The organism is Pseudomonas sp. CCI3.1, from assembly GCF_034313985.1.
Taxonomy (GTDB): Bacteria; Pseudomonadota; Gammaproteobacteria; order Pseudomonadales; family Pseudomonadaceae; genus Aquipseudomonas; species Aquipseudomonas psychrophila.
On sequence record NZ_JAVIWO010000001.1, the window covers coordinates 1484418 to 1510511 of the forward strand.

Here is a 26094-nt window from a genome sequence, read left to right on the forward strand (position 1 = left end):
TCCCCCGCTGCGGGTTGTGTAATTGCAACACTGATAACCGGGAACTGATGGCAAATGTGCCCTGCGACTGGCTTGGGAGCTCAAGAAAGCCTAGAATTCACTATCGTTTATTTACTAGGTAGCACATTAATGTCCTTCGCTGAGCAACTAACCCGCCTGCAAGTCTTCCTCGACGCCGACGAGCTGCATGACGAGGCGCTGGACTACGTGGCCACCCACGGCTATCTGACTGCCCTGTCCATCTGCTCTGAAGAGGTTCCTGAGCGTGAATGGATCGATGCGATCTTCTCTGAAGCCCCGCATTACAAGGACGACGCCCAGCGCGCAGAGATCGAAGGCACGCTGATTCAACTCAAGGCCCACATCGCTCGCCAACTGGCGTCCGACGAAGAGTTCGAACTGCCTTGCGACCTGGATCTGGGTGACGAGCCGGATGACTCCGACCTGCGCGGTTGGTGCGTAGGCTTCATGGAAGGCGTATTTATGCGCGAAGCCGCCTGGTTCGAAACCGCCGAAGAAGAAGTCAGCGAAATGCTGCTGCCAATCATGGTGGGTTCGGGTCTGTTCGATGACCAGCCTGAGTTCGAAGACATCGCCAAGGATGCCAACTTGATGGACGACATGATCGTCCAGATCCCGGAAGCGCTGACTGCCCTGTACCTGCTGTGCCAGGCGCCAGACGAAAAGCCTGCGATCCTCAAGCCACGTCACCACTGATTCAGTGACACCTCCCGATTTCAGCAACCGCTCGCGGTTGCTGCGCCACGTTCTGTTTGCCATCGGCTGGCTGAGCGTGGCCCTGGGAGTGATCGGCATCTTCCTCCCTGTTCTGCCCACGACTCCCTTTCTGCTATTGGCTGCCGCGTGCTTTGCTCGCAGTTCGCCGCGCTTTTATCAATGGTTGGTCGAGCACCCTCGACTTGGGCCATGGATCCGCGATTACCTTGATGGCAACGGCATTCCGCTCAAAGGCAAGGTCTACGCCATTGGCCTGATGTGGCTGAGTATCGGGGTGTCCTGTTACCTGGTGCCTTTGCCCTGGGCAAGGGGGTTCATGTTGACCAGCGCGGTGCTGGTGAGCATTTACATCCTGCGTCAAAAAACCCTCGAAAAACCCTGAACCCTTTGTGGGAGCGGGCTTGCTCGCGATCGCATCAACCCGGCCTCCCTGACATACCCCGCTGCCTGCATCGCGAGCAAGCCCGCTCCCACACGTTACGACTTGTCCCCGTGATTTTTCAGATAGGTGTCGGCACCCATTGCCTCGATCTGCCCCTCAATCAACGCCTCAAACGGACGCAGCAAGGGCGCAAACGAAGTGGCCGGCTCAAGGATTTCAAGCGCCTGCACGATGGCTTCCAGGGTCGACAGGGCTCCCGGCCCCGGCGCTTTGCGCAGGCGGTAACGGGACACCGCACCTTCAGGCAGCGTGACCCGGGGCAACTGTGCCAGCAAGGGATTCAGGTGCAATAGCTTGCGGGCCTTGCGCCACGTGCCATCGGGCACCACCAGCAGCACTGGCAAGTTTTCGCCTGACGCAGCGCTTGCCTGCAGCAACTGCGCATCAGCCCCCGGAAACAGCAACCGCGCCTGGTACCCCGGCGGGCTGAGCAACCTGTCCAGATCCTCAAACACTTCGCCCACCAGCAGCTCGGCATTGATCAACCCCAGCGCTGCCAACCGCGCGGTGTTCAGCGCATGATTGACCTCGCTGGGATGCTGTAACAGCAACACCCGGGTGCGGCTGTCCAGGTGCGTAATCAACTCGCATAAACAGTGAGATTGCGGGCGCATGCAGCGAGGGCATTGGGCTCGTGACATGAAATTAAAGCTCTCGTTCAAGGTTGATTAAGCTGTGCTTTGAGCAGGTCGCGAAAGGTTTGAATCAGCGGTTCACGGCTGCGACCACGGCGCACGATCATCGAAAACGGTGCCTGATAACCAAAGGTCGCAGGGAGCAGCACACGCAGGTCGCCCTTCTCTACCCAGGGCTCTGCGTAATGCTCTGGCAAGTAACCAATGTAAGCACCCGAAAGCACCAGGATCAGCTGCGCCTCCATGCTGTCCACCGTCGCCGCGCTGTGTTTGAAGCCGTGGCGCGCCAGCTCTGCTTGGCTCCAATAACCGCGACCGACCATCCTCTGCTGAGTAATCACCTGCTCGGGAATACGACGCTCGCTGAACAGGGGATGCCGTGTGCTGCAGTACAACCAGTGTTGCTCACGATACAACGGCTGATAGACCAACCCGCTCATGCGTGTCGAAAACGCACCGATGGCCAGATCCAGGCGATTGTCTTGCACGCCTAGCTGCAATTCATAAGGGCTCATCACTGATAAATGCAGGTGCACCGCCGGGTGTTCCTGACTATAGGCACCAATCGCCTCGGCAAAGGGCAAGGCCTTGTCGCTGACCGTGGAGTCGATAACGCCCAGGTTCAAAGTGCCGCGCAATTCACCCTTGAGCGCAGCAGCGTACTGCTCAAAACCTTCCAGCTCACCCAACAGGCGCAGAGTTTCCTGATGAAACAGCTCGCCTTTGCTGGTCAAGCTGAACCCACCGCGCCCGCGATGGCACAGCACCAGGCCGAGATTGGCTTCGAGCTGGCTCATATAGGTGCTGATGGCCGATGTAGAAAGGTTTAGCGCCTGCTGCGCATTGGCAAACCCCTGATGCCTGACCACGCTGGCAAATATTCGTAATAGTTTCAGATCAGGTAAAGCGTTGGCCATCAAACTCTCACTTGCCACTGCGGGAGCGGGCTTGCTCGCGATACAGGCGGTCTTGGGCATCAGAGTCTACCGCCATTAGTTTAGAAAAACCTGAACTAAGTATTTGCCTACAGCGATTCTTCCCGCCGCGCACCTTTCGCAGAATCGAACGCCATAACCACAACAAACGACGAGGCCTTACCCGTGGACAAAATTCTTCATCAACCACTGGGCGGTAATGAAATGCCGCGCTTCGCCGGCATCGCCACCATGTTGCGCCTGCCACACCTGCCATCGGCCAAGGGCCTGGACGCAGCCTTTATCGGGGTGCCTCTGGACATCGGCACCTCGCTGCGCCCCGGCACCCGCTTCGGGCCTCGCGAAATTCGCGCTGAATCGGTGATGATCCGCCCCTACAACATGGCCACCGGCGCTGCGCCGTTCGACTCGCTGTCAGTGGCCGATATTGGCGACGTGGCAATCAATACCTTTAATCTGCTGGATGCCGTGCGCATCATCGAAGAGTCTTACGACGAAATCCTAGAGCACGATGTAATCCCCCTGACCCTGGGTGGCGATCACACCATCACCCTGCCGATTCTGCGGGCCATTCACAAAAAACACGGCAAGGTCGGGCTGGTGCATATCGATGCTCACGCTGATGTGAACGACCATATGTTCGGCGAGAAAATTGCCCATGGCACTACTTTCCGCCGCGCCGTGGAAGAAGGACTGCTGGACTGTGACCGCGTAGTTCAGATCGGCCTGCGCGCCCAGGGCTACACCGCCGATGACTTCAACTGGAGTCGTAACCAGGGTTTTCGCGTGGTGCAGGCAGAAGAATGCTGGCACAAGTCCCTGGAACCGCTGATGGCACAGGTGCGCGAAAAAGTCGGCAATGGCCCGGTGTATCTGAGCTTTGATATCGATGGCATTGATCCCGCCTGGGCACCCGGTACCGGAACGCCGGAAATCGGCGGCCTGACCACCATTCAGGCGATTGAAATCATCCGCGGCTGCCAGGGCCTCGACCTGGTCGGCTGCGATCTGGTAGAAGTCTCGCCGCCGTACGACACCACCGGCAACACCTCGTTATTGGGCGCCAACCTGCTGTACGAAATGCTCTGCGTGCTACCCGGCGTAGTGCACCGATAAGGACATCTTTGCGGTGCCATCAAGCCTTGCGCTTAACGGCACCAAGCCACCGAGCCTGCTGCATCCATAAAAAAAATAATCGGAGATTCGCCATCATGGCTTTAGATCTACTGGTCGTCCTTATCTACGCTGCGGCAATGTTGGTGCTGGGTTACTACGGCATGCGCAAGGCTAAAACCCACGAAGATTATCTAGTCGCAGGCCGCAACCTGGGCCCTACGCTCTACATGGGCACCATGGCTGCTACGGTTCTGGGCGGCGCTTCCACCGTCGGTACCGTGCGCCTGGGTTATGTGCACGGGATTTCTGGATTCTGGCTGTGCGCCGCCCTCGGTTGCGGGATCATCGCGCTCAACCTGTTCCTGGCCAAGCCGCTGCTCAAGCTGAAAATATTCACCGTGACCCAGGTCCTGGAGAAGCGTTACAACCCCATGGCCCGCCAGGCCAGCGCGGTGATCATGCTGGCTTACGCACTGATGATCGGCGTGACCTCGATTCTGGCCATTGGTACCGTACTGGAAGTTCTGTTCGACCTTCCTTTCTGGATCTCTGTGTTGCTCGGCGGTGGCGTGGTGGTGGTTTACTCGACCATTGGCGGCATGTGGTCGCTGACGCTGACAGATATCGTGCAATTTGCGATCAAGACCATCGGCCTGATGTTCGTGCTGCTGCCGATATGCCTGTACCGCGTCGGCGGCTGGGACGAACTGGTCAGCAAGCTGCCGGCATCGAACTTCAGCTTCACCAGCATCGGCTGGGACACGATCGTCACCTACTTCATGATCTACTTCTTCGGCATCCTGATCGGCCAGGACATCTGGCAGCGCGTATTTACCGCCAAAACCGCCCGGGTGGCGAAGTACGCCGGTACATTCGCAGGCTTGTACTGCATCCTCTACGGCCTGACGTGCGCGCTGATCGGTATGGCGGCGCATGTATTGCTCCCTGATCTGGACAACGTCAACAACGCCTTCGCCGCAATCGTGAAAGTCTCGCTGCCTGACGGCATTCGCGGCCTGGTGATTGCTGCTGCCCTGGCCGCCATGATGTCGACCGCCAGCGCGGGCTTGCTGGCGGCCTCCACGGTACTGACCGAGGACCTGCTGCCTAGGCTGCGCGGGGGCAAGCAATCAAGCCTCAGTATCAATCGCCTGTTTACCTTGCTGACCGGTTTTGCCGTGTTGGGAATCGCACTGGTGGTCTCTGATGTCATCAGCGCTCTCACCCTGGCCTACAACTTGTTGGTCGGTGGCATGCTGGTGCCATTGATCGGGGCGATTTTCTGGAAGCGCGCCACCACAGCAGGCGCCATTACCAGCATGAGCCTGGGGTTTGTCACCGCACTGGTATTCATGTTCAAGGATGGGCTGGAAGCCAACACGCCCATTTATTACAGCCTGGCCGTGGCGCTGATCAGTTTTATCGTGGTCAGCCTGCTGGATCGACGCCCCGCTACAGTAGTGAGCGTCGCCTGATCAACGCTTTATAAGACGGGTACGACGTGGCAGGTCGTATCCGCTTTTAACCCTGCCCCTTTCACACAGCCCCGAACACCAATACCTCGTCCATACAGCGCCTTATCGCTGCCAGCCCATTAATGAGTCCAACTACGCTTGAAAAGCGGCCACATGGGATGTAGCCGCACACCCTCAAGCCACTTCGACTCACTAAATGGACTTAACGACATGACCCACGTAAATAAATATCTGGCCACTGCGGTAATGGCTATCAGCCTGGCGCTCACCGGCGTCAACGCTCAAGCTGATGTCACCACGCTGACATTCGAAATCGTCAATAACACCTCCGAACCGCTCAAGCTCAATCGTTCGAGCTGGGACCTCTCACTGGCCGCCCCCGGTTTCTTTGATGTCGATCCGTATAGCGAGCATTCATATGAAGCGAACTATAAAACCAGCTTTGGCTACCCGCGAAAAACACCCGCGACACTGCGCGAAGTCATTTCATATGCCACTGGCAATCGGGAATGCACCTTTACCACGGCGCTGAGAGTTACCCAGTCATTCGGTGTATTCAAGCCGGCACTGAGCTCAACGCGGTCAGCCAGTGCAACCTCGACGGGTATAGACGATGTGAAGTGTGAAGCGCGGGTTACGGAGAAAACAGACAAAGTGCCACTGGATTACAGCGTGCGCTTCACCATGGGCTAACACAGCCCTGGAGGGAGGGGCAGCTCGCACTGCCCTTTTCTTTTTCCAGCCCGACACCCTTCCGGCGATCCAGGACCGAAAAAAACATGGCCAGACAACCGGCGTAACGTGCAGCTGCGCCCTTAACGGCGACGTTGTGGACGGCGGCGCGTGTCATCGACAGGGATCGGCACAGGCTGCAGTGGCGGCTCGATCAGGCCAAGCGCAACACCAACGTCATGAAGCCAGGTTTGCAGTTTGTCTTTCATATATCCCCCTTGGGGTCACTCTGGCGACGGGAATTCTGTGGTCGCTTCACACAGATAATAGTCCTAAGTCCTACGCAATGCTTGCCTAAGGTCAATGAACTTTAGGCTAATGCCCTACACATCTGACTCAATGTTCCACCTTGAGTTGCGACGACGCTGCTCCATTTGACAACGGCGCCGTCTGCTGCAGCTCTATCCATGCATTCAAGTTGGCGCCCATCATGCCTTTTCGCCACATCAGCCATGTTGTGGCGCTTGCAAAAGGTTGTTTCAAGGGATGTATGCTGACATTTTCTCGCCCTGGCAAGCTGCCCAGCATCGAGGCAGGCATCAGCGCCACACCCGAACCCGCCACCACACACGCCAGCATGCCTTGATAGGACTCGATTTCCATCACCCTCCCCATCGTGGCGCGGTCGCTGGCATACCAGGCTTCGAGTCGGGTGCGATACGAGCAGCCTTGACGAAAGGTGAATACCGCCCTGCCCTGCACGTCCCGGGCACGATCAATCGGCGGATGATCCAGGTCGCTGATCAGCACCAGGCTTTCTTCGCAGAACTCCACACCGTCCAGCCCGGCCAGCTCCAGCGGACCATCTACCAGCGCGGCATCCAGACGCCCCGTCAACAGCCCCTCAAGCAACTCGCCGCTGGGGGCCGATTGAACGTGCAGATTCACCGCCGGATAGGTGCGGTGATAGTGCGCAAGCAAACCCGGCAAATGGATCGCCGCCGTGCTGTACATGGTACCCAGCGTGAACTTGCCCGAAGGCACGCCACCTTGCACGGCACTCAGGGCTTCATCGTGCAGTGCAAACAGCCGCGCGGTGTAGTCCAGCAACACTTGCCCCGCGGGAGATAACTGCAAGCGCTGGCGCTCTCGGACGAACAACTCGACGCCCATCTGCTCCTCAAGCTGCTTGAGCCGGGTCGACAGGTTCGATGGCACGCGATGCAGGCGCTCAGCGGCACGGGTGATCGATCCTTCCTGGGCCACGGCCTGAAAAATCCGTAGTTGGCTAAACTCCACGCCTTTCTCCAAAACTGAACAAGTTACTCACTATTATTCATTTTTGAAGAAAGTCAATCCGCATTAGCCTGACGGTCATTGCCTTCACCCTGGAACCTGCAGCATGTCGCCCCTGATCCGCTTACTCGCCAGCTTTATCGCGCTCATGATGGCCATGGGCATTGGCCGCTTCTCCCTGACTCCGCAACTGCCGCACCTGATCAGCGAGGGGCAGATTGACCTGACCGGCGCCGGACTGATTGCTGCCGCCAACTATCTTGGCTATCTGATCGGCGCACTGGATGCCATGCGCGCCAGACGCCCAGAACAGGTTCGAGGCCGTTTGCACACGGGCCTGTGGCTATGCGTGCTGCTGACACTGGTTTCGTACTGGGCCTACGGTTTTTGGCCGCATCTGCTCTTGCGATTTGGTTCCGGTGTCGCCAGTGCTTGGGTGATGGTGATGATTACCGCGCTCAGCCAGCACATAGCTATCACTGACAATCGCCCACGCCTGGGCGCCCTAGTGTTTGCCGGGCCCGGCCTTGGCGTGATGCTCACCGGTTTATTGGCACTGGCAGCCAATGTAACCGGGCAAGGTTCGGCCACCCTCTGGATGATTTATGCCGTGGCGGCGCTGTTGATGCTGCTTGTGATTTGGCCGGCCCTGCCACAACCGGCCGCGGCCGCCGCCCAGACTCACACTGCGCCAACTGGCAGCCGCCAACCCGGAATCGCGCGCCTGGGGGCGATTTATGGGCTGTATGGTCTGGGTTACATCATTCCTGCGACATTTTTGTCACAAATGGCCAATGCCCGTTTTCACGGCCAGTGGCAGGCCGATCTGTTTTGGCCGGCTTTCGGGCTATGCGCCGCGATTGGCGTAGTACTGATCAGTTTTCGTCGACCCCGCCCTGCCACTACGCGCTTCTGGCTAATGGGCGGGCTATGGGTTCAAGCCCTTGGCGTACTGGCATGCCTGCTGCCGAGCAGTACGGGCCTGGCACTTGGCGTGATCCTGTGCGGCACGCCGTTTCTGGCCTGCATGCCACTGGTCATGCAGCGCTCACGGGATCTGGTGCCCCACGCCACCGCTCGAAACGCCGCCCTGCTGACCGCCTGCTTTGCCGTGGGCCAGTTGTCCGGGCCGTTACTGGCAGCACTCAGCAGCTATTTCAGCGGCGGCCTGCAACCGGCGCTGATCATTGCCGCCAGCGGGCTGCTGCTGGCTGGCATGCTTGCCTGGACGTCGGTCAGTTCCCCAGCAGAGCGCGCACTTTGCGACGCACCCACTGTTCAGCGCTGACAAATGTGATGCCGCACAACACAAAAATCGCGCCCACCACAAAGTTGACGCTTAAAGGTTCGTTAAGCACCAGCACACCGAAGGTCACGCCAAACAGGGGCGTCATAAATGAGAACACCGCCAGATTGGAGGCCATATAGCGCTTGAGCAGCCAGAACCACACCAGGTAGCTAAAAAACGACACCACCAGCCCCTGAAACAGCACGCTGGCCACTGCGACGGTGGTCAGGCTGACATGGGTGATCTGGCCGCTGAAAGCTGCAATTACCAGCAACCCGAGAAAGCCTACGACAAGCTGGTAGAACAGAGTCAGGGTGACTGGTGCTTCCGACAATCGGGAGCCGCGTACCACCACAGTGGTTGCGCCCCAGGCCATGCCTGCAAGAATCCCGTAGACGTCGCCCAGCAGCATGTTGCGATCCATATCGGAAAACGAAATACCGCCAGCAAAGGAAAAGGCGATCCCGACGAACGCGAGAATGATCCCCAGCCATTGCAATGGCCGCAAACGCTCGCTGGGTAACAACCAGTTGATCCCCAGGGCGGTAAAAATGGGCGCGGTATAGAGGAACACTGACATATGCGCAGCGCTGGTCAGTTGCAGGCCTTCGGCTATAAAGAAGAACTCCAGACCAAAGAGGCTACCGGCCAGCACGCCGCCACGCCACGTGGCGGGCACCTGGTTCCAGCCACCCTTCCAGCAGATCAACAAACCCACCAGCAGCGCCGATATACCGGAGCGCAACGCGGCTTGCATGACGGGCGCGATGTCGGGTGCTGCAACTTTGATGATGACCTGTTGCACGCCCCAGATCAGGCATAACCCCAACATGACCTGCAGTGCAAAGGCATCCGTTGCACGTCGAGAAACACTCATAGTCCACCCGAAAAAAAGCCACGCCCTCACAGGTTCAAAACAGCACAGTGTTTAACGTGTAAGAAGAAAGGAATCAGGACGCCAGCTTGCGGGCCGCCCAGTAACCCGACAATGATGCAAGACAGGTCAACAACCCGCCCCACGCCATGTCCATCAATGCCAATTGGGCAGACCAGCCTTGCAGCGTCGCCCAATTGGTCATGTCATAGGTGCCATAGGCCACCAATCCGAAGAACGCGCCGGTCAGTGCAGCCCTGCGCGCACTGGCCCGGGCCAGGGCCGGCAGCACGACAAAGAACACTACGCCCAGCACGTACGCCAGATAAAACACGATGGCCGGACCCCACTTGGGCTGTGCCAGCATCAACGAGCCCAACAGCTCTTTGTAGGTAGAGGTCATGAGCACGCCGAGCCAAAGGCCGTCGAGCACCAGAAAAGCCAGTAACGCACCGATATACGCCCACACTGCCTTGCTCATGTCGTCAGCCCTCCTGGGTCAGTTCAGATCAATTCGATGCGGTCCGGGTGGATCGCAATCTTGCCTTCCTTGTACAGCGCGCCAATGGCTTTTTTGAAGTTGCCCTTGCTGACGCCAAAATGGTTGCTGATCACTTCTGGAGCACTTTTATCGCTAACCGCCAGCACGCCGTTGTTGTCGCGCAACTTGCTGAGGATTTTCGAGTTCAGGCTGCTGGCGGCTTCCTGACCGACGGGTTGCAGGCTCAGGCTGATTTTGCCGTCAGCACGAATTTCCTTGATATAGCCTTTTTCTTGCTTGCCCGCACGCATGAACTTGAAGATTTCATTCTTGTGGATCAAGCCCCAATGCTTGTTGTTGATCACGGCCTTGAAGCCCATGTCCGTGGCCTCGGCCACCAACAGATCAACTTCCTGACCTACTTCATAGTTGGCCGGGGTCTTGTCCAGATAACGATCCAGACGCGCAGTCGCGGTGATACGGCGAGTGTGCTTGTCGAGATAGACGTGCACGACGACATATTCGCCGGCGGTCATCTGGCGTTTTTCTTCGGAATACGGCAGCAGCAAATCTTTTGGCAGACCCCAATCGAGGAATACACCAATGCTGTTAACTTCAACCACTTTAAGACTGGCGAACTCACCGACCTGAACTTTTGGTTTTTCAGTGGTGGCAATTAACTTGTCAGCGCTGTCCAAATAAACAAATACGTTGAGCCAGTCTTCATCTTCACTGGGAATATCTTTGGGAATATAACGATTGGGCAACAGGATTTCGCCGTCCGCCCCACCGTCGAGATACAAACCAAAACTTGTATGTTTAACCACTTGCAAACTGTTGTAGCGACCGATTAAAGCCATGTCCAATACCCTCATTACGTAGGCGGCATTCTACCCGAGTTTAGGGGGGCGAATTGGAGCGCCGCGAGCCGGTATTCAAAAAATCTGCGAAAGGTTTGATTTATCAGGATTTTCTGGAGCACCTTGGCTGCCACTCGTCAGCCTGCGAGGGGCTGACCTCCCATCCATCAGCGTCTGAACATGTATAAGATCCCTCCCGTGATATGAATTAAAACAGCGAGTTAGCGGACAATTAGACGCGTGTATATGTCATCGAGCACAGCGCCTCTATTATTTTACGAAGATATTTAACAAGCAATTGTCAAGTATTTCAGGTACTATCGCTGGCCAAGTTATTTTCTACAGGTCAATAGCCGCCATGCGTGTAAAAGCATCCGCCAGCAAAGCAAAGCCAGCTCCCGCAGTTGAAACCAGTGATTCCATCAATGCTCAAATCGAAGCATTCCTGAAATCGGGCGGCGAGATCCAGCAAATCAACAAAGGCGTCAGCGGCCAAACTTTTGGCCCGTCCAAGCAAATCACGCTGGGCAAGAAGTAATACCCCTCGCCTCATCTGGTCCTTATGCGCTTTGCCTTCCAAGGCGCTAGGACTATCGATTCATCCCTGGTTCCCTCGCTATACCTCTGATTCGAATCGATAAATCGACGAACGGCACTTTATTGCCGGTATTCCTGCGTATGCTCCAAAGGCTCTGAATCAAGCCTTTGAGCCCATATAGGGAGCCGATTATGCTCACACGGGCTGTACTGCTGACTAGCACGTTGCTGGCCAGCACGATTGTAGATGCACAGGTCTTTTCCCGCGAACTGGGCAGCTTCGACCTTAAACTGGCCACACAGCCAAGCCGCAGCATGGCTCAAGGCCTGGTCAAGCCTACAAGCCCCGGCTCGACCTTTCATGGCGGCCTGGACCTGGCCCATGACAGTGGCTGGTATGCCGGCCAATGGGCACCGACCATGGGTATCAAGCCAGGCAGCAATCTGGAAGTAGACTCCTACCTCGGCTACAAGCACCCCTTCGACCAAACCCTGAGCTATGAGCTGGGGGTAATCCATTACAGCTACCCCAAACTCAGCTCACTGGACAGCCAGCAGATCTTTGCCGGCCTGACCATACTGGGCACACGCTTTGGCGCCGCCTTCAGTAACGACCCGGACCGACGCGACAGCACCCTGTTTGCCGACCTGGGGGTCAACCAGCCCTTCGGTATCGGAGTGAGCATGAAATACACCACTCACCAACTCGGCTCGCCCGTGTCCATTGTCGATGGTGGCAGCGTGAGCGCTTTCAATGACTGGTCGATAAAGCTCTCCCGCCCCTGGATGGGCATCGACCTGGATCTGATCTACAGCGACTCAAGCCTGGACGGTACCGACTGTTCAGCCTACTCAGGGCAAAACACCCAGTGCGATGGCCTGCTGACATTCAAGGCTGAGCGAGCCTTTTACTGACCCGTAATTTTTTGTGGGAGCGGGTCTTCTCGCGGTGGCAGCCCGCGGTTTTGCAGGCAACAAAAAACCCGGCACTGGCCGGGTTTTTTGTGAGTTACACCTGCGCTTTATTCAGCAGCCGGCGCTTCTGGCTTACGGCGCTTGAGCGGAGCCATACCGTCCTTGCTGACCAGCGACAGGGCGTCGGTCTTCGGGCGGTTGGCTATTTTGCGCTTGGTCGGTGCCTTGGCGCCCGACTTCTTCTTGACACCCTTGGCGTCAGTTTTCTTCTTCTTCACACCAACAGCTTTACCCGAGGCCTTAACGTTTTTCGGACCGCCGTAAACGCCTTTGACTTCCTTGATGGTGCGGCGCTCGAAGCTTTGCTTCAGGTAGCGCTCAACGCTGGACATCAGGTTCCAGTCGCCGTGGCAGATCAACGAAATCGCCAGGCCTTCGTTACCCGCACGACCCGTACGACCAATACGGTGTACGTATTCGTCGCCGCTGCGTGGCATATCGAAGTTGATCACCAGATCCAGGCCTTCAACGTCCAGACCACGGGCTGCAACATCAGTAGCCACCAGAATCTTGACGCCGCCCTGCTTCAGGCGATCGATGGCCAATTTGCGATCTTTCTGGTCTTTCTCACCATGCAAGACAAACGCCTTGTAGTCCTGAGCGACCAAACGACCGTAGATACGGTCTGCCATGGCGCGGGTATTGGTGAAAACAATAGCTTTTTGATACGTCTCGTTAGCCAGCAACCAGTTAACGATTTGCTCTTTGTGCTGGTTGTGGTCGGCCGTGATGATTTGCTGACGCGTCGTTGCGTTCAGCTGGCTGACCTGATTGAGCTGCAAGTGCTCGGCATTGTTCAGCACCTTGCCGATCATCTCGCGCAGACCCGAACCACCGGTGGTGGCCGAGAACAGCATGGTCTGCTGGCGATTAGGGCACTCGTCGACCAGACGCTGAACGTCTTCGGAGAAGCCCATGTCGAGCATGCGGTCGGCTTCGTCGAGTACCAGCACTTCAACTTCTTTCAAGTCGAGGTTGCCGGCGTTCAGTTGCTCCAGCAAACGACCCGGGGTGCCGATCAGGATATCCGGCACCTTGCGCAGCATGGCGGCCTGGACCTTGAAGTCTTCACCGCCGGTGATCAGGCCGGACTTGATGAACGTGAACTGCGAAAAGCGCTCAACTTCCTTGAGCGTTTGTTGTGCCAGCTCGCGGGTCGGCAGCAAAATCAACGCTTTGATACTTACGCGGATTTTGGCTGGACCAATCAGACGATTCAGAATCGGCAGTACGAAAGCGGCAGTTTTACCACTCCCGGTTTGAGCTGTAACCCGCAGGTCACGCCCTTCGAGCGCGAGCGGGATGGCCGCTGCTTGCACAGGCGTAGGCTCGACAAATTTAAGCTCGGCCACAGCTTTAAGCAGGCGTTCGTGCAGGGCGAAATCGGAAAACACGGGTGCTACCTCGAAGAAATACAAAAAATCAGCGGCATAGAGTAACGGTTTCGAGCGCCAAGGCCGAGTTACTTTGCACGAACGGCATGAAACAAATGGTTTTTTAAGGTCTTTAGTCCAACCAGGGCCCATAAATTGCTCTGAAGTGCTCTAATCCCATGGCCATTTATTACTGGGATATCGTTTTAGCTTATGGAAACTCAACCACTCTGGACCCAAATCCAGACCCTGTGGGCCAACCTGGATCAACATCCCTGGGTCAGCGCCATGTTGGGTCTGATCGTTCTGGTGGGCATTGCCCTGCTTGCCGGTCATATCGCACGCATCATCGTGTTGCGCGTGACCAAAATCCTGGGCCGTCAGCCGGCCTTGCACTGGATCAACGATTTACGCGAACACAAAGTGTTTCATCGTCTGGCGCAACTGACCCCCTCCCTGATGGTGCAGTTCGGGCGCAATCTGGTGCCGGACATGAGCGACAACGGTCGCCACTTCCTCGGCAACCTGGCGCTGGCCATTACCATTTTTGTGCTCACCCGGGTGATCAGCTCACTACTGGATGCCTTGCTCGATATTTACTCGCGTACCAACTACGCAAAGACCCGACCGATCAAGGGCTACATTCAGCTGACTAAAATGCTGCTGTATGTGTTTTCCGCAATCATCATCGTTGCAACACTGATTGATCGCTCACCGATGCTGTTGCTCTCCGGTCTGGGCGCGATGTCTGCGGTCATTTTGCTGGTCTACAAAGACACACTGCTGTCGTTCGTAGCCAGCGTGCAGCTGACCAGCAATGACTTGCTGCGCGTGGGCGACTGGATCGAGATGCCGCAGGTCGGCGCCGATGGCGATGTGATCGACATCACCTTGCACACCGTCAAGGTGCAGAACTTCGACAAAACCATTGTGTCGATCCCGACCTGGCGCCTGATGTCCGAATCGTTTAAAAACTGGCGCGGCATGCAGCAGTCCGGCGGGCGCAGAATCAAGCGCAGCCTGTTTATTGACGCCTCTGAAATTGCTTTCTTGACCGATGAGCAGGAACAGCGTCTGGAACAGGTACACCTGCTGAACGATTACCTTCATCGCAAGAAAGCAGAGCTCAAAAGCTGGAACGAAGCCCAAGGCAATGTTGCGGCAATGTCTGCCAACCGTCGCCGCATGACCAACATCGGGACTTTCCGCGCCTATGCCTTGGCCTACCTGAAAAGCCATGCCGACATTCAGCCCAACATGACCTGCATGGTTCGCCAAATGCAAGCCACGCCACAGGGCGTGCCACTTGAGGTGTACTGTTTTACCCGGACCACGGTCTGGAGTGATTACGAGCAGATCCAGGGCGATATTTTTGACTATCTGCTGTCAGTACTCCCCGAATTCGGACTCAGCATGTACCAGCAACCGAGCGGCAATGACCTGCGCAAAGGGCTGCTGAGCAAGCTGCAAACTCCGCTGGCGCTGCCCGAAGACGACTGAACCTGGTGGGGGCGGGCCTTCTAGCGATTCGGGCAACACGATGCTCCAGAGAAACAGGGTGATGCCATCGCGAGCAAGCCCGCTCCCACAGATCCCGTCAACCCAAGCGGCCACAGCATGAGTTCAGGCTTGCTTGAACTGAGGGTCGCCAGTGAGCTTGAACAGCAACTCGATCCCCTGCGGCCAGTTGCCATAGCCCCCTTCACCATTGATGTGCCCGGCATTTTCCAGCCACACCAGTTCACTGCCCCAGGCATCGCTGAAGGCGCTGGCGCGTTCCTGAGTCACATACGGGTCGTTGGTGCTGGCGACAGTGATTGCATCAAAAGGTAGGGTGTTGAGCGGCATCGGACTAAAACCCGTTGTGCCGGCCGGGTAACTGTCGGCTTCGGTGTCGCTGGGCGCGACCAACAGCGCCCCGCGTACACGCCTTGCCTCTTTGGGGTACTGCAGCGCCCAACGGGCAATCAGCGTACACGCCAAGCTGTGGCCCACCAGCACGACGGGCCGCTCGCTTTTGGTGATCTTTTTCTGCAGGTTCTGCACCCAATCCGTACAAACGGGGGTCTCCCAGTTTTCCTGCTTGACCCGGTGCAGCCCGCTGTAGTGCTGTTCCCAGTGAGATTGCCAATGCTCTGTTCCTGAATTGAACAGGCCCGGCAAGATCAACACCCTGACTGTCATTCCGACTCTCCCTTAAGGCGCTAGATGGACTGTGATTGACCTTAGACCGTCACAGCCCTGCGGTCTAGCCGGCTTATCCAGACGGCCAGGACAATCACCAGCCCGCCGATGAACAGTCGCCCCAGAGGCTCATGCTGGTTCCAGATCAACAGGTTGAGCAACAGGCCCACCGGCACATGGAGATTATTCATCACCGCCAGAGTGCCTCCACTGACCATGCAGGCGCCTTTGTTCCACCAGTACAGGCCAAGGGCCGTCGACACCAGGCCCAGAAACACCAGCACGCCCCACTGCAAGGGCGCTTCAGGCAGGAAGTTGGCTTTGCCAAACAGCATGAATGCCGGCAACACCACCGCCAGAGCGCCAAGATAAAAGAAACCAAAGCGCCGGTAATGGGGCAAATCACTCGGGTAACGGGCCACCAGACGACGATACAAGACCTGCCCGGCTGCATAGGTGAAGTTGGCCAGTTGCAGCAACAAGAATCCCTTGAAGAAATCCGGGCTGATGCTGTCAAAGCGAATCACCCCGGCACCCGCCACGGCCACCAGTGCCGCCACCAGCGCCCAGGGGTTAAAACGCCGGTTCAGAGCGTCTTCGATCAATGTCACGTGCAACGGTGTCAGGATGGTGAATAGCAACACCTCAGGCACCGTCAGCACCCGAAAGCTCAGGTACAGACACACGTAGGTGATGCCGAACTGCAAGGCCCCGATCAGTAACATGCCGCGCATGAAGCCGGGTTCGACCTGTCGCCAGCGCGTCAGCGGAATAAACACCAGCCCCGCCAGGACTACGCGTACCAGTACCGCAAAGTAACTGTCGACGTGCCCCGCCAGATACTCACCAATCAGGCTGAAGGAAAACGCCTGAATCAAGGTGACAAACAACAGATAGCCCATGAATCTCTCGCTCAGAAAGTCGAAATAGCTTCGCGGTAAAACGCCCGTGAACCCATAAGAATGTGCGCGACCTTAGCGGTTTTTCATCAGCCTTGACCATCACCCCGCAAAAAGCGGGCAAAAAAAAACCCGATCCGGCGCAAGGGCTGATCGGGTACGAGCACTCAAAAAAGTGCAAAGGGAGGTTCGATGCGCGAACCGCATGCTTGAAGGAGCAATGAAACGATTAAGCCATCCTGCGATTATCTGTCGATTAACAGCCTATGCAATTGCAGACAGTCTTGCCTTGGCCTGGTTTAAACCTTTTTCCTGGAAGTCACCGCCCAGGTTCATGCCCTCTGCATGAATGAAGGTCACATCGTGAATGCCGATAAAAGCCATGACCTGACGCAGATAGGGTTCCTGATGGTCCGAGGTGCTACCCGCATATAGCCCGCCCCGCGCAGTCAAAACGTATGCTTTCTTGCCGACCAGCAGTCCTTGAGGACCGGTTTCGGTGTATTTAAAGGTCACCCCAGCCCGCAATACATGATCAAGCCAGGCCTTGAGCGTGCTCGGGATCGCAAAGTTGTACATGGGGGCCGCCAGCACCAGCACATCAGCTGCCAGCAGCTCATCAGTGAGCTCGTTGGAACGTTGCAGGGAAATCTGTTCGTCAGCATTGCGTTGCCCTTCTGGCTTCATCCAGCCGCCCAACAGACTGGCGTCAAGATGCGGCACCGGGGCCAGGGCCAGGTCACGAACGGTCACTTGATCAGCCGGATGCGCCGCTTGCCACTGACTGATGAACTGCCGGGTCAACTGTCGTGAGAATGAGTCCTGCTGGCGGGCGCTGCTTTCAATGATCAGAACGTTGGACATGGCGGATAAGACTCCATCTGTAAATACGGTAAGGCGATGGAGTAAAGAATAGAGAGCATCAACTCGATAAAAAAGCGCATTAATTTGCTACAACCTATCTATAAACCTGTTGTTTAACGGTATCCTGCAACCACTCCAATTCAGAGGAATTCATCGTGAAAGCGCCCCGCGTGACCCTTGATCAATGGCGCACCCTGCAAGCGGTGGTCGACCACGGCGGTTTTGCTCAAGCCGCAGAAGTACTCCATCGTTCGCAGTCGTCTGTCAGCTACACCGTGGCCCGCATGCAGGATCAACTCGGCGTGCCGCTGCTGCGGATCGATGGGCGCAAGGCGGTGCTTACCGAGGCGGGCGGCGTGTTGCTGCGCCGTTCACGGCAACTGGTCAAGCAGGCCAGTCAGCTCGAAGACCTCGCCCACCATATGGAGCAAGGCTGGGAAGCCGAGGTCCGGCTGGTCGTCGACGCGGCCTACCCCAATGCACGACTGGTGCGCGCCTTGACCGCCTTCATGCCGCAAAGTCGTGGTTGCCGCGTGCGCCTGCGCGAAGAGGTATTGTCCGGCGTCGAAGAAGTCCTGCTCGAAGGCGTGGCTGACCTGGCCATCAGCAGCTTCAATATTCCCGGCTACCTGGGCACCGAGTTGAGCACCGTCGAATTTGTGGCCGTGGCCCACCCCGAGCACCCCTTGCATCGCCTGCAACGCGAACTGCATTTCCAGGACCTCGAAAGCCAGTTGCAAGTGGTGATTCGTGACTCCGGCCGCCAACAACCCCGTGACGTGGGCTGGCTCGGCTCAGAACAGCGCTGGACCGTCGGCAGCCTGGCGACGGCGGCCGCCTTTGTGGGCAGCGGGCTGGGCTTTGCCTGGTTGCCACGGCACATGATCGAGCGAGAACTCAAGGAAGGTGTCCTGAAGCCGTTGCCCCTCAACCAGGGTGGTAACCGTCATCCGGTGTTTTTCCTGTACGCCAACAAGGACAAACCGCTGGGCCCGGCGACACAAATCCTGGTCGAACTGCTGCAAACTTTTGACACGGCACCGCTGGATGCGCCGTTTGCCGCGCCACAGCAAGCGTGAAGATCAGTGGGCAGGAACCCGATTCGAGAATATCCTGTCCAACACCCGCCGCCCGTGAGCATCCGCCACTAACGGATGTGGCACGGGCATTGGTTCAACGCACCTGGCGTTACTGCCTGTGTGGCATTGAACAGTCACCCCACTTTTCAGGATCACTGAGCCATGCTTAAAAAAATTGCACTTGCCGCTGGCGCCATGCTGTTCGCTGCCAACCTAATGGCTGCCGACACGTCCAAGGCACCTCATGTCGTACTGGACACCAGCTTCGGCAAGATTGAAATCGAACTGGACCCGGTCAAGGCTCCGATCAGCACTGACAACTTTCTCAAGTATGTGGACAGCGGCTTCTATAACAACACCATTTTTCACCGTGTGATCCCGGGCTTTATGGTGCAAGGCGGCGGTTTCACTTCGCAGATGGCGCAAAAGCCGACCCGCGACCCGATCAAGAACGAAGCCAGCAACGGCCTGCATAACGTGCGCGGCACGCTGTCGATGGCCCGCACTTCCAACCCTAACTCTGCCACCAGCCAGTTCTTCATCAACGTGGCAGACAACGCGTTCCTGGACCCGGGCCGTGACGCCGGCTACGCCGTATTCGCCAAGGTGGTGAATGGCATGGACGTGGTTGACCAGATCGTCAACTCGCAAACCACCACCAAACAAGGCATGCAGAATGTGCCAATCGACCCGGTGCTGATAAAGTCGGCCAAACGTATCGACTGACAGGCTGCACACTGCAGGGAGCTTTGACCTGTGCCCCGTAGCAGTTGCCGAAGGAACGAAGCAACTGCTACGGGAGGGGTAACGTCAACTAAAGGAGAGCCCGCGCTGCGGGCGTCAGTGCCCATGCTTTACCGCCGTTTCGAACAACTGATCGATATATTCCGCGAAGCCCCCTCTGCCGCTCCTCCCAGCACCGTCTGGGCGTTTTACTTCTACTACCTGCGTCAAGTCTGGCCCATGTTTGCCGCCTTGCTGGTGATCGGCCTGATAGCGGCACTGATCGAAGTTTCGCTGTTCAGCTATCTGAGCACGCTGATTGACCTGACCCAGGGCACACCCAACACCGAATTCTTCAAGGTCCATAGCGGCGAACTGATCTGGATGGCCGTAGTCGCGCTGATCATCCGCCCGGTGTTCTTCGGCCTCCATGACCTGCTGGTGCACCAGACCCTGAGCCCGAGCATGACCAGCATGATCCGCTGGCAGAACCACAGCTACGTGCTCAAGCAAAGCCTCAACTTCTTCCAGAACGACTTCGCCGGGCGCATTGCCCAGCGCATCATGCAAACCGGCAACTCGCTGCGCGACTCGGCCGTGCAGGCGGTCGATGCCCTGTGGCACGTGTTGATCTACGCCATCAGCTCACTGGTGCTGTTTGCCGAAGCCGACTGGCGCCTGATGATTCCGTTGCTGACCTGGATCCTTTGCTACATCGGCGCCCTTTACTACTTCGTCCCCCGGGTCAAAGAGCGCTCGGTGGTGTCTTCCGATGCGCGCTCAAAATTGATGGGCCGTATTGTCGACGGCTACACCAACATCACGACCCTGAAGCTGTTTGCCCACACCCATTTTGAGCAGCAGTACGCCCGCGAAGCCATTATCGAGCAAACCGAAAAAACCCGGTTGGCCAGCCGCGTAGTCACCAGCATGGACGTGACGATCACCACCATGAACGGCCTGTTGATCGTCAGCACAAGCGGCCTGGCGTTGTGGTTGTGGAGCCAGTCGCTTATCAGCGTCGGTGCCATCGCCCTGACCACCGGTCTGGTCATCCGTATCGTCAACATGTCCGGCTGGATCATGTGGGTGGTCAACGGCATTTTTGAAAACATCGGCATGGTGCAAGATGGCCTGCAAACCATTGCACAACCCATCGCCGTCCAAGACCGCGAACAGGCACCCCGCCTTACGGTCAGCCGTGGCGAAGTGCGCTTTGAGCACGTCGATTTCCATTATGGAAAACGCAGCGGCATCATCAGCGACCTCAATCTGGTGATCAAACCCGGTGAAAAAATCGGCCTGATCGGACCTTCCGGTGCGGGCAAGTCGACGCTGGTCAACCTCTTGTTGCGCCTGTATGACCTGCAAGGCGGTCGTATCCTGATCGACGATCAAAACGTCGCTGAAGTAACCCAGGAGAGCCTGCGCGAACAGATCGGAATGATTACCCAGGACACCTCGCTGTTGCATCGTTCGATCCGCGACAACTTGCTCTATGGCAAACCGGACGCTACCGACGAAGAACTGTGGGCAGCCGTGCGCAAAGCCCGGGCCGATGAATTTATTGCGCTGCTGTCCGATGCTCAGGGCCGCACCGGGTTTGACGCCCACGTGGGCGAGCGCGGGGTCAAACTGTCTGGCGGTCAACGCCAGCGGATCGCCATTGCACGGGTCCTGCTCAAAAATGCACCGATCCTGATCATGGACGAAGCCACCTCGGCACTGGACTCCGAAGTCGAGTCTGCGATTCAGGAAAGCCTCGAAACCCTGATGCAAGGCAAGACCGTGATTGCAATCGCTCACCGCCTTTCAACCATCGCCCGCATGGACCGTCTGGTGGTGCTGGAAAACGGCCATATCGCTCAAACCGGAACCCACAGCGAACTTCTCGCCCAGGGAGGTCTGTACGCCCGCCTTTGGCAACATCAAACAGGTGGTTTTGTAGGCATCGACTGAAGCCTACAACCGGCACCTGTAAAGCCCGTGAAACACAACGCCAGCGCCCGGTTTTAAAGGGCTCTGGCGTTTTTTATGGCGCTGGAAAAAACCCGGGCGAGTGCTGTACTTAAATCAGGGCTCGGGAGAGCTCTGTTGTTAATCGCAGGACGCTACGCCGCTTCAATTGCTCGATAGATTTATCTATCCGGGACCTTCACATGACCTTGCTCAAACGTTCAGCAACCGAGTTGGTAGGCACCTTCTGGTTGGTTCTTGGCGGCTGTGGCAGCGCAGTACTCGCTGCGGCTTTCCCCAACGTTGGTATTGGACTGCTGGGGGTCGCACTGGCTTTTGGCCTTACCGTACTGACCATGGCATTCGCGATCGGCCATATATCCGGCTGTCATCTGAACCCCGCCGTGTCGTTCGGGCTGTGGGTGGGCGGCAGATTCCCTGCAAAAGAGCTACCCGCTTACATCGTGGCCCAGGTACTGGGGGGCATCATTGCCGCCACACTGCTGTACTTCATTGCCAGCGGCAAACCCGGGTTTGATCTGGCTGCCAGCGGCCTGGCAGCCAATGGCTATGGCGACCATTCCCCCGGTGGCTACTCGATGATTTCAGGGCTGGTATGCGAAGTGGTAATGACGGCCATGTTCATCCTCATCATCATGGGTGCCACTGACAAGCGAGTCCCGGCAGGTTTCGCCCCGATCGCCATAGGTTTGGCGCTCACGCTCATCCACCTGATCGCTATCCCGGTCACCAACACCTCGGTCAACCCGGCTCGCAGCACAGGCCCGGCCCTGATCGTGGGCGGCTGGGCACTTCAACAGCTGTGGATGTTCTGGTTGGCCCCCCTGGTGGGCGCAACCCTTGGCGCACTGACCTATCGATGGCTGGGCAAGCAGGACGACTGACAACCGAAATGGCGAGGATCAGGCCTGACGATAGGGCAGCGCCGACCTCGCCTCTTCTGCATACGCCAGCACCCCGACCCGCTCACGCTGCAGAAAGTCACTGACGGCGGATTTCAGGCCCTGATGGCGCAGGTAATGCCATGAGTGAGTGATCACCGGTTCAAAACCGCGGATCAGTTTGTGCTCGCCCTGAGCGCCGGCATCAAAACGCTTGATACCCTGAGCAATGGCGTAATCCATACCCTGATAGAAGCACGTCTCGAAATGCAGGCGATCAAACTCGGCCAGGCATCCCCAGTAACGCCCATACAAGCTGTCGCCACCGATAAGACTGAACGCCATCGCTACCGGGGTCGGCCCCTGCCTGGCCAGCACGACACGAATCGACTCGGGCATGCGCTCGGCCAGCAAGCTGAAAAACGCTCGCGTCAGGTAGGGTGTTTGTCGCCGTACGGCGTAGGTGTTGGCGTAGCAGGCGTAGACAAAATCCCATTGCGCCTCAGTGACCTGCTGGCCTTCCAGCCATTCGAACTCGAACCCCTGCCCGGCCACTTGCTCGCGTTCTTTGCGCATCTGCTTGCGCTTGCGGGAACTCAAGGCATCCAGAAAGTCCTGAAAGTCGCGGTACTCACGGTTCTGCCAATGAAACTGGCAACCGAGCCGCTGCATCCAGCCGGGCTGTTGCGCCAGGGCCGTATCGGCCAGGGTGTCGGTGAAATTGATGTGCGCGCTGGACAGCCCTTCTATCTCCAGATAGCCGGGCAAAGCGGCCAGCAACTCAAGCCCGTCCTGGGCACTGGCGGCCAATAAACGGGGACCGCTGACCGGGCTGAACGGGATTGCCGTCAACAGCTTGGGGTAGTACTCGATACCCGCCCGCTCGCAGGCCTGCGCCCACTCGTGATCGAACACGTACTCACCGTAGGAATGCCACTTGCGGTAGCTCGGCAACGCCGCCTGCAACCGCCCGTTTTCATAGTGCAGCAAGTGCTCGGGCTGCCAACCGGAATGCGGGCCCAGGCAGGCACTGTCTTCCAGACTACTGAGAAAGGCATGCCGCAAGAACGGCTGCTCCACCGGCACCAACGCATCCCATTCCTGAGCGGTGATAGCGGACAGGCTGTCCAGTCGTTGTAACGGCATTGAGAGTCCCCGGAGCGTGGCATGTGAGCCGCGATGGTAGCACCGCAACCCAGGTGGGTGCTGGCTTGCCGGCGATACAGGCGCAACGGTTTGCCGCGCATCTTGCGGTGAGGTCTTTGAGAGCAAACCCGGCTCCAACAGGTTTTCTGGCCTCTGCAGCGCGGTCAGCGAGTGTCACGGACTTGCTATCAGACTGCCACTTTTCTGTCATATCCAGCCGCGATACTGGCGCCGCTTCTTAGATCACGAGGTTATGAGTGACCTGTTTGCCAACACGCTCATGACACACCCAAGCCTCGTTAACGTGAGCCCGCTAAGGGCCGATTTTTATTGGGGTGGCTAGGGCCATCTCAGCACTGGGAGATTCACAATGCGTTTTGTTTCTACACGGGTTGCGGCTGGACTGTGTGGTGGCCTGGTACTGGCCATGAGCGTTCCGGCCAGCGCTGCGGTCGATGCCAAACTGCTCGAAATGCTTAAAGCCAACGGTTCCATTTCGCCGGCCCAATACTCCGAACTGCAAACCGAACTCGCCAGTGAGAATCAAGCCAAGCAAGAAGCTGCTGCCAATCAGGTCAAAAAATCCGACCTCACCGCCTTTGAACAAAAAGTCGCCTGGGCAGCCAAAACCGAACTCAAGGGGGATGTCCGGGTTCGTCACGAAAACATCAAGATCGACGGCGAGTCCGATGGCAAGAACAAGGACCGTCAGCGCATTCGTGCCCGTCTGGGCGCCTACACCGAAATCAATCCGCAAGTGAACACCGGTATCCGTATCGCCACAGGCGGCGGCGACGATGCGCGCTCCACCAACCAGGATCTGGACAACTACTTCGACAAGAAGCAGCTGTGGCTGGACATGGCCTTCATCGACTACCACCCGACCGCCGTCAAGGACCTGCACTTGATCGCCGGCAAGATGGCACAGCCCTGGGTCAGCATGGGTGATGTGATCTGGGATAGTGATATCAACCCGGAAGGCCTGGCTGCCACTTACAAGCACAATCTGGGTAACAGCGGCGTCGAAATGTTCGGTAGCGCCGGTTACTACACCCTCAAGGACAACGTCGACGGCGACGGCGTGCAATTTCGTCATGACTTGCGTCTATACGCAGGTCAGTTGGGTGCAAAATTCGCACCCACCGACAGCCTGAAAGTTACCTTGGGCGGTAGCGTTTACAGCTACGACAATGACAAGGACAGCGCCTGCCCTGCCACCGGGACCAAGACGACCCCTTGCGCCCTGGCCGTTAACGGCAACAGCACCAGCGAGTTCCGCCTGTACGAAGGTTTCGGCCAGGTCGATATCGCCAACCTGCCGCTGCCTCTGTCGCTGTACGGCCAGTACGTACACAACGCAGCCACCGACAGCGACCAGGACGACGCCTGGCTGGTGGGTTTCAAGAGCAAGCTCAACGCCTTCAGCCTGGACTACAACTACCGCGACCTTCAGCGTAACGCAGTGGTCGGCGCCTTCACCGACTCTGACTTCGCCAACGGTACTACTGGTTCGCGCGGTCACAAGTTCAAAGTGGGTTACGAAATCGACAAGAACTTTGGTGTCGGCCTGACTTACTTCCTGACCAAGGCTGACTACGTAACGTCCACGCAAAAAGATGCCAAGGCCAACACCTTGCAGCTGGACCTGGAAGCCAAGTTCTAAGATCCAATGACAAAGCGTTTCACGTAACAAACAGGACGCCGAACTTATTCGGCGTCTTGTGTCTGAAAGCAAAGCGAGGTTGGCGTCGGCCCCCCTGACATCCACCGACGGCAGCCTCGCTCTTGCCCCTTCTTTAGCGCGATTGCTCGCGCATCATCCGCTCAACTGTTTGCTCAAGGTCTGCGGGCAACGGTTCGGGAAGCTTTTTCAACGTGACGCTCATCAAGCGCATGTGCTTGATAAAACGTCGGCAGTTCGCACAAAACATCAGGTGATGACGCACCAACAGCCGCTCACGGAAACTCAGCTGGCCATCCAGATAGTCGCTTGAGCGTGCTACTTGCTGTTTGCAGGTCAACATTCGCCGGTTTCCTCGAAATGCTCCACAGTGGCAAAGACTTTAAGCCGGGCTCGATGCACCAGCACTCGAGCATTAGAGAGCGATATCTCCAGTAAATTACAAATCTCCTCCAGCTCCAGCCCCTGGCGCTCGCGCAACAGCAGCACACTGCTTTGTAACTGCGGCAGGCTGAGCATCGTGTGCTCCAGGCATTCACGCAATTCATCTTCTGTGAGCAAGGCTTCAGGCGTGTCTTGATGCCAGGCAAACGGCGCCAGCAACCAGTGGCCATCGCCGCTGAACCGGTCGTCATCGATGGTGCCGTGGGGCGAGGGTAGATCGTCGAGCAACACTTCGCGGCGATTTTGCTTGTAGCGGTTTTTCGCCGAGTTGGCGGTGATGGTCAGCAGCCAGGTCTTGAGGCTGGAGCGACCTTCGAATCCGGCCAGATTGCGTACAACTGACAGCCACGCATCTTGCACGGCTTCATCGGCATGACGGCTGCCGACGATGGCATAAGCCACTGCACGCATGGCACTTTGGTAGGTAGTGACCAACTCGCGAAAAGCCGATTGCTCGCCCGCCAACAGACGCTTGAGCAGTTGAGAGTCGTCAGCAACTGACATGGATACCTCGTCTGC

Annotated in this window: 28 protein-coding genes; 14 read left to right on the plus strand and 14 right to left on the minus strand. The window is 57.4% G+C overall.

The window, feature by feature from the left end; genetic code table 11:
* Positions 1-129 precede the first annotated feature (129 nt).
* Positions 130-717 (plus strand): YecA family protein, encoded by a 588-nt coding sequence (locus tag RGV06_RS06805; protein WP_019828755.1) that lies wholly within the window; start codon positions 130-132, stop codon positions 715-717.
* A gap of 4 nt (positions 718-721) precedes the next feature.
* On the plus strand, positions 722-1120 hold the full coding sequence (locus tag RGV06_RS06810; protein ID WP_173667403.1) for a YbaN family protein: 399 nt from the start codon (positions 722-724) through the stop codon (positions 1118-1120).
* 95 nt (positions 1121-1215) lie between these two features.
* Here RGV06_RS06810 and RGV06_RS06815 read toward each other — a convergent pair whose 3' ends face one another.
* On the minus strand, positions 1216-1821 hold the full coding sequence (locus RGV06_RS06815) for a tRNA-uridine aminocarboxypropyltransferase (protein WP_322149683.1): 606 nt from the start codon (positions 1819-1821) through the stop codon (positions 1216-1218).
* A 17-nt stretch (positions 1822-1838) separates the two neighbouring features.
* Positions 1839-2732 (minus strand): LysR family transcriptional regulator, encoded by an 894-nt coding sequence (locus RGV06_RS06820; RefSeq protein WP_019828752.1) that lies wholly within the window; start codon positions 2730-2732, stop codon positions 1839-1841.
* 183 nt (positions 2733-2915) lie between these two features.
* Here RGV06_RS06820 and speB point away from each other — a divergent pair, with 183 nt between their 5' ends.
* The 3 genes from speB to RGV06_RS06835 all read left to right on the plus strand — a co-directional run bounded on the left by speB (position 2916) and on the right by RGV06_RS06835 (position 6034).
* Positions 2916-3866, plus strand: a complete 951-nt coding sequence (gene speB, locus RGV06_RS06825) for an agmatinase (RefSeq protein ID WP_019828751.1) — start codon at positions 2916-2918, stop codon at positions 3864-3866.
* 95 nt (positions 3867-3961) lie between these two features.
* Positions 3962-5341, plus strand: coding sequence for a sodium:solute symporter (locus tag RGV06_RS06830; protein WP_019828750.1), 1380 nt, complete (start codon positions 3962-3964; stop codon positions 5339-5341).
* Between the two features lie 210 nt (positions 5342-5551).
* Complete coding sequence (locus RGV06_RS06835; protein WP_046809866.1) at positions 5552-6034, plus strand: hypothetical protein; 483 nt, start codon at positions 5552-5554, stop codon at positions 6032-6034.
* Positions 6035-6156: 122 nt separating this feature from the next.
* Here RGV06_RS06835 and RGV06_RS06840 read toward each other — a convergent pair whose 3' ends face one another.
* Together RGV06_RS06840 and ptrR are read right to left on the minus strand one after the other, a co-directional pair.
* Positions 6157-6282: a PA1414 family protein gene (locus RGV06_RS06840; protein ID WP_019828748.1), complete on the minus strand. Its 126-nt coding sequence runs from the start codon at positions 6280-6282 to the stop codon at positions 6157-6159.
* Positions 6283-6409: 127 nt separating this feature from the next.
* Entirely contained in the window at positions 6410-7312 is a 903-nt protein-coding gene (ptrR, locus tag RGV06_RS06845; protein ID WP_198822889.1) for a putrescine utilization regulator PtrR, read from the minus strand.
* 103 nt (positions 7313-7415) lie between these two features.
* On the opposite strand from ptrR, the gene RGV06_RS06850 reads away from it, so the two are divergent.
* On the plus strand, positions 7416-8597 hold the full coding sequence (locus RGV06_RS06850; protein WP_322149685.1) for an MFS transporter: 1182 nt from the start codon (positions 7416-7418) through the stop codon (positions 8595-8597).
* Here the strand turns inward: RGV06_RS06850 and RGV06_RS06855 are convergent.
* The 3 genes from RGV06_RS06855 to RGV06_RS06865 all read right to left on the minus strand — a co-directional run bounded on the left by RGV06_RS06855 (position 8545) and on the right by RGV06_RS06865 (position 10812).
* Entirely contained in the window at positions 8545-9474 is a 930-nt protein-coding gene (locus tag RGV06_RS06855) for a DMT family transporter (protein ID WP_019828745.1), read from the minus strand. The genes RGV06_RS06850 and RGV06_RS06855 overlap by 53 nt on opposite strands.
* A 73-nt stretch (positions 9475-9547) precedes the next feature.
* Positions 9548-9952 (minus strand): DUF2177 family protein, encoded by a 405-nt coding sequence (locus RGV06_RS06860; protein ID WP_019828744.1) that lies wholly within the window; start codon positions 9950-9952, stop codon positions 9548-9550.
* 23 nt (positions 9953-9975) lie between these two features.
* The gene (locus RGV06_RS06865; RefSeq protein WP_019828743.1) at positions 9976-10812 is read right to left on the minus strand and encodes a S1 RNA-binding domain-containing protein; all 837 of its coding nucleotides are present in this window, start codon (positions 10810-10812) and stop codon (positions 9976-9978) included.
* 358 nt (positions 10813-11170) lie between these two features.
* Between RGV06_RS06865 and RGV06_RS06870 the strand changes: the two genes are divergently transcribed.
* Complete coding sequence (locus RGV06_RS06870) at positions 11171-11350, plus strand: hypothetical protein (protein WP_003441690.1); 180 nt, start codon at positions 11171-11173, stop codon at positions 11348-11350.
* A gap of 191 nt (positions 11351-11541) precedes the next feature.
* A complete protein-coding gene (locus RGV06_RS06875; RefSeq protein ID WP_046809870.1) occupies positions 11542-12264 on the plus strand; it encodes a TorF family putative porin in 723 nt (240 codons plus the stop codon).
* Positions 12265-12371: 107 nt separating this feature from the next.
* Here the strand turns inward: RGV06_RS06875 and RGV06_RS06880 are convergent, their stop codons facing one another.
* A complete protein-coding gene (locus RGV06_RS06880; RefSeq protein WP_019828741.1) occupies positions 12372-13718 on the minus strand; it encodes a DEAD/DEAH box helicase in 1347 nt (448 codons plus the stop codon).
* A gap of 192 nt (positions 13719-13910) precedes the next feature.
* On the opposite strand from RGV06_RS06880, the gene RGV06_RS06885 reads away from it, so the two are divergent.
* Positions 13911-15197: a mechanosensitive ion channel family protein gene (locus RGV06_RS06885; RefSeq protein WP_019828740.1), complete on the plus strand. Its 1287-nt coding sequence runs from the start codon at positions 13911-13913 to the stop codon at positions 15195-15197.
* 123 nt (positions 15198-15320) lie between these two features.
* Here RGV06_RS06885 and RGV06_RS06890 read toward each other — a convergent pair whose 3' ends face one another.
* The 3 genes from RGV06_RS06890 to RGV06_RS06900 form a co-directional block, all read right to left on the minus strand.
* Complete coding sequence (locus RGV06_RS06890) at positions 15321-15881, minus strand: RBBP9/YdeN family alpha/beta hydrolase (protein WP_019828739.1); 561 nt, start codon at positions 15879-15881, stop codon at positions 15321-15323.
* A gap of 41 nt (positions 15882-15922) precedes the next feature.
* Positions 15923-16783, minus strand: coding sequence for a carboxylate/amino acid/amine transporter (locus RGV06_RS06895; RefSeq protein ID WP_019828738.1), 861 nt, complete (start codon positions 16781-16783; stop codon positions 15923-15925).
* Positions 16784-17044: 261 nt separating this feature from the next.
* Positions 17045-17644 carry an FMN-dependent NADH-azoreductase gene (locus RGV06_RS06900; protein WP_019828737.1) on the minus strand — a complete coding sequence of 200 codons (600 nt, stop codon included), beginning with the start codon at positions 17642-17644 and terminating at the stop codon, positions 17045-17047.
* 155 nt (positions 17645-17799) lie between these two features.
* Here RGV06_RS06900 and RGV06_RS06905 point away from each other — a divergent pair, with 155 nt between their 5' ends.
* The 4 genes from RGV06_RS06905 to aqpZ all read left to right on the plus strand — a co-directional run bounded on the left by RGV06_RS06905 (position 17800) and on the right by aqpZ (position 22307).
* Entirely contained in the window at positions 17800-18723 is a 924-nt protein-coding gene (locus tag RGV06_RS06905) for a LysR family transcriptional regulator (protein ID WP_019828736.1), read from the plus strand.
* 162 nt (positions 18724-18885) lie between these two features.
* Positions 18886-19449, plus strand: coding sequence for a peptidylprolyl isomerase A (locus RGV06_RS06910; protein ID WP_019828735.1), 564 nt, complete (start codon positions 18886-18888; stop codon positions 19447-19449).
* A gap of 123 nt (positions 19450-19572) precedes the next feature.
* Positions 19573-21405: an ABC transporter ATP-binding protein gene (locus tag RGV06_RS06915; RefSeq protein WP_322149688.1), complete on the plus strand. Its 1833-nt coding sequence runs from the start codon at positions 19573-19575 to the stop codon at positions 21403-21405.
* Between the two features lie 200 nt (positions 21406-21605).
* A complete protein-coding gene (gene aqpZ, locus RGV06_RS06920) occupies positions 21606-22307 on the plus strand; it encodes an aquaporin Z (RefSeq protein WP_019828733.1) in 702 nt (233 codons plus the stop codon).
* 18 nt (positions 22308-22325) lie between these two features.
* Here aqpZ and RGV06_RS06925 read toward each other — a convergent pair whose 3' ends face one another.
* Positions 22326-23450: a GNAT family N-acetyltransferase gene (locus RGV06_RS06925; protein WP_322149689.1), complete on the minus strand. Its 1125-nt coding sequence runs from the start codon at positions 23448-23450 to the stop codon at positions 22326-22328.
* Between the two features lie 370 nt (positions 23451-23820).
* On the opposite strand from RGV06_RS06925, the gene RGV06_RS06930 reads away from it, so the two are divergent.
* Complete coding sequence (locus RGV06_RS06930; RefSeq protein WP_019828731.1) at positions 23821-25113, plus strand: putative porin; 1293 nt, start codon at positions 23821-23823, stop codon at positions 25111-25113.
* Positions 25114-25246: 133 nt separating this feature from the next.
* On the opposite strand, the gene RGV06_RS06935 is transcribed toward RGV06_RS06930, so the two are convergent.
* Together RGV06_RS06935 and RGV06_RS06940 are read right to left on the minus strand one after the other, a co-directional pair.
* On the minus strand, positions 25247-25474 hold the full coding sequence (locus RGV06_RS06935) for an anti-sigma factor family protein (RefSeq protein WP_322149690.1): 228 nt from the start codon (positions 25472-25474) through the stop codon (positions 25247-25249).
* Complete coding sequence (locus RGV06_RS06940; RefSeq protein WP_019828729.1) at positions 25468-26079, minus strand: RNA polymerase sigma factor; 612 nt, start codon at positions 26077-26079, stop codon at positions 25468-25470. The genes RGV06_RS06935 and RGV06_RS06940 overlap by 7 nt, the downstream gene beginning before the upstream one ends.
* Positions 26080-26094: the final 15 nt, after the last annotated feature.

Bases quoted from the DNA above. Each gene is read 5' to 3' on its own strand.
- RGV06_RS06805 (WP_019828755.1), top strand. From the start codon at position 130: ATGTCCTTCGCTGAGCAACTAACCCGCCTGCAAGTCTTCCTCGACGCC.
- RGV06_RS06815 (WP_322149683.1), bottom strand. From the start codon at position 1,821: ATGTCACGAGCCCAATGCCCTCGCTGCATGCGCCCGCAATCTCACTGT.
- RGV06_RS06820 (WP_019828752.1), bottom strand. From the start codon at position 2,732: ATGGCCAACGCTTTACCTGATCTGAAACTATTACGAATATTTGCCAGC.
- RGV06_RS06830 (WP_019828750.1), top strand. From the start codon at position 3,962: ATGGCTTTAGATCTACTGGTCGTCCTTATCTACGCTGCGGCAATGTTG.
- RGV06_RS06835 (WP_046809866.1), top strand. From the start codon at position 5,552: ATGACCCACGTAAATAAATATCTGGCCACTGCGGTAATGGCTATCAGC.
- RGV06_RS06840 (WP_019828748.1), bottom strand. From the start codon at position 6,282: ATGAAAGACAAACTGCAAACCTGGCTTCATGACGTTGGTGTTGCGCTT.
- RGV06_RS06850 (WP_322149685.1), top strand. From the start codon at position 7,416: ATGTCGCCCCTGATCCGCTTACTCGCCAGCTTTATCGCGCTCATGATG.
- RGV06_RS06855 (WP_019828745.1), bottom strand. From the start codon at position 9,474: ATGAGTGTTTCTCGACGTGCAACGGATGCCTTTGCACTGCAGGTCATG.
- RGV06_RS06860 (WP_019828744.1), bottom strand. From the start codon at position 9,952: ATGAGCAAGGCAGTGTGGGCGTATATCGGTGCGTTACTGGCTTTTCTG.
- RGV06_RS06865 (WP_019828743.1), bottom strand. From the start codon at position 10,812: ATGGCTTTAATCGGTCGCTACAACAGTTTGCAAGTGGTTAAACATACA.
- RGV06_RS06870 (WP_003441690.1), top strand. From the start codon at position 11,171: ATGCGTGTAAAAGCATCCGCCAGCAAAGCAAAGCCAGCTCCCGCAGTT.
- RGV06_RS06875 (WP_046809870.1), top strand. From the start codon at position 11,542: ATGCTCACACGGGCTGTACTGCTGACTAGCACGTTGCTGGCCAGCACG.
- RGV06_RS06885 (WP_019828740.1), top strand. From the start codon at position 13,911: ATGGAAACTCAACCACTCTGGACCCAAATCCAGACCCTGTGGGCCAAC.
- RGV06_RS06890 (WP_019828739.1), bottom strand. From the start codon at position 15,881: ATGACAGTCAGGGTGTTGATCTTGCCGGGCCTGTTCAATTCAGGAACA.
- RGV06_RS06895 (WP_019828738.1), bottom strand. From the start codon at position 16,783: ATGGGCTATCTGTTGTTTGTCACCTTGATTCAGGCGTTTTCCTTCAGC.
- RGV06_RS06900 (WP_019828737.1), bottom strand. From the start codon at position 17,644: ATGTCCAACGTTCTGATCATTGAAAGCAGCGCCCGCCAGCAGGACTCA.
- RGV06_RS06910 (WP_019828735.1), top strand. From the start codon at position 18,886: ATGCTTAAAAAAATTGCACTTGCCGCTGGCGCCATGCTGTTCGCTGCC.
- RGV06_RS06915 (WP_322149688.1), top strand. From the start codon at position 19,573: ATGCTTTACCGCCGTTTCGAACAACTGATCGATATATTCCGCGAAGCC.
- aqpZ (WP_019828733.1), top strand. From the start codon at position 21,606: ATGACCTTGCTCAAACGTTCAGCAACCGAGTTGGTAGGCACCTTCTGG.
- RGV06_RS06925 (WP_322149689.1), bottom strand. From the start codon at position 23,450: ATGCCGTTACAACGACTGGACAGCCTGTCCGCTATCACCGCTCAGGAA.
- RGV06_RS06930 (WP_019828731.1), top strand. From the start codon at position 23,821: ATGCGTTTTGTTTCTACACGGGTTGCGGCTGGACTGTGTGGTGGCCTG.
- RGV06_RS06935 (WP_322149690.1), bottom strand. From the start codon at position 25,474: ATGTTGACCTGCAAACAGCAAGTAGCACGCTCAAGCGACTATCTGGAT.
- RGV06_RS06940 (WP_019828729.1), bottom strand. From the start codon at position 26,079: ATGTCAGTTGCTGACGACTCTCAACTGCTCAAGCGTCTGTTGGCGGGC.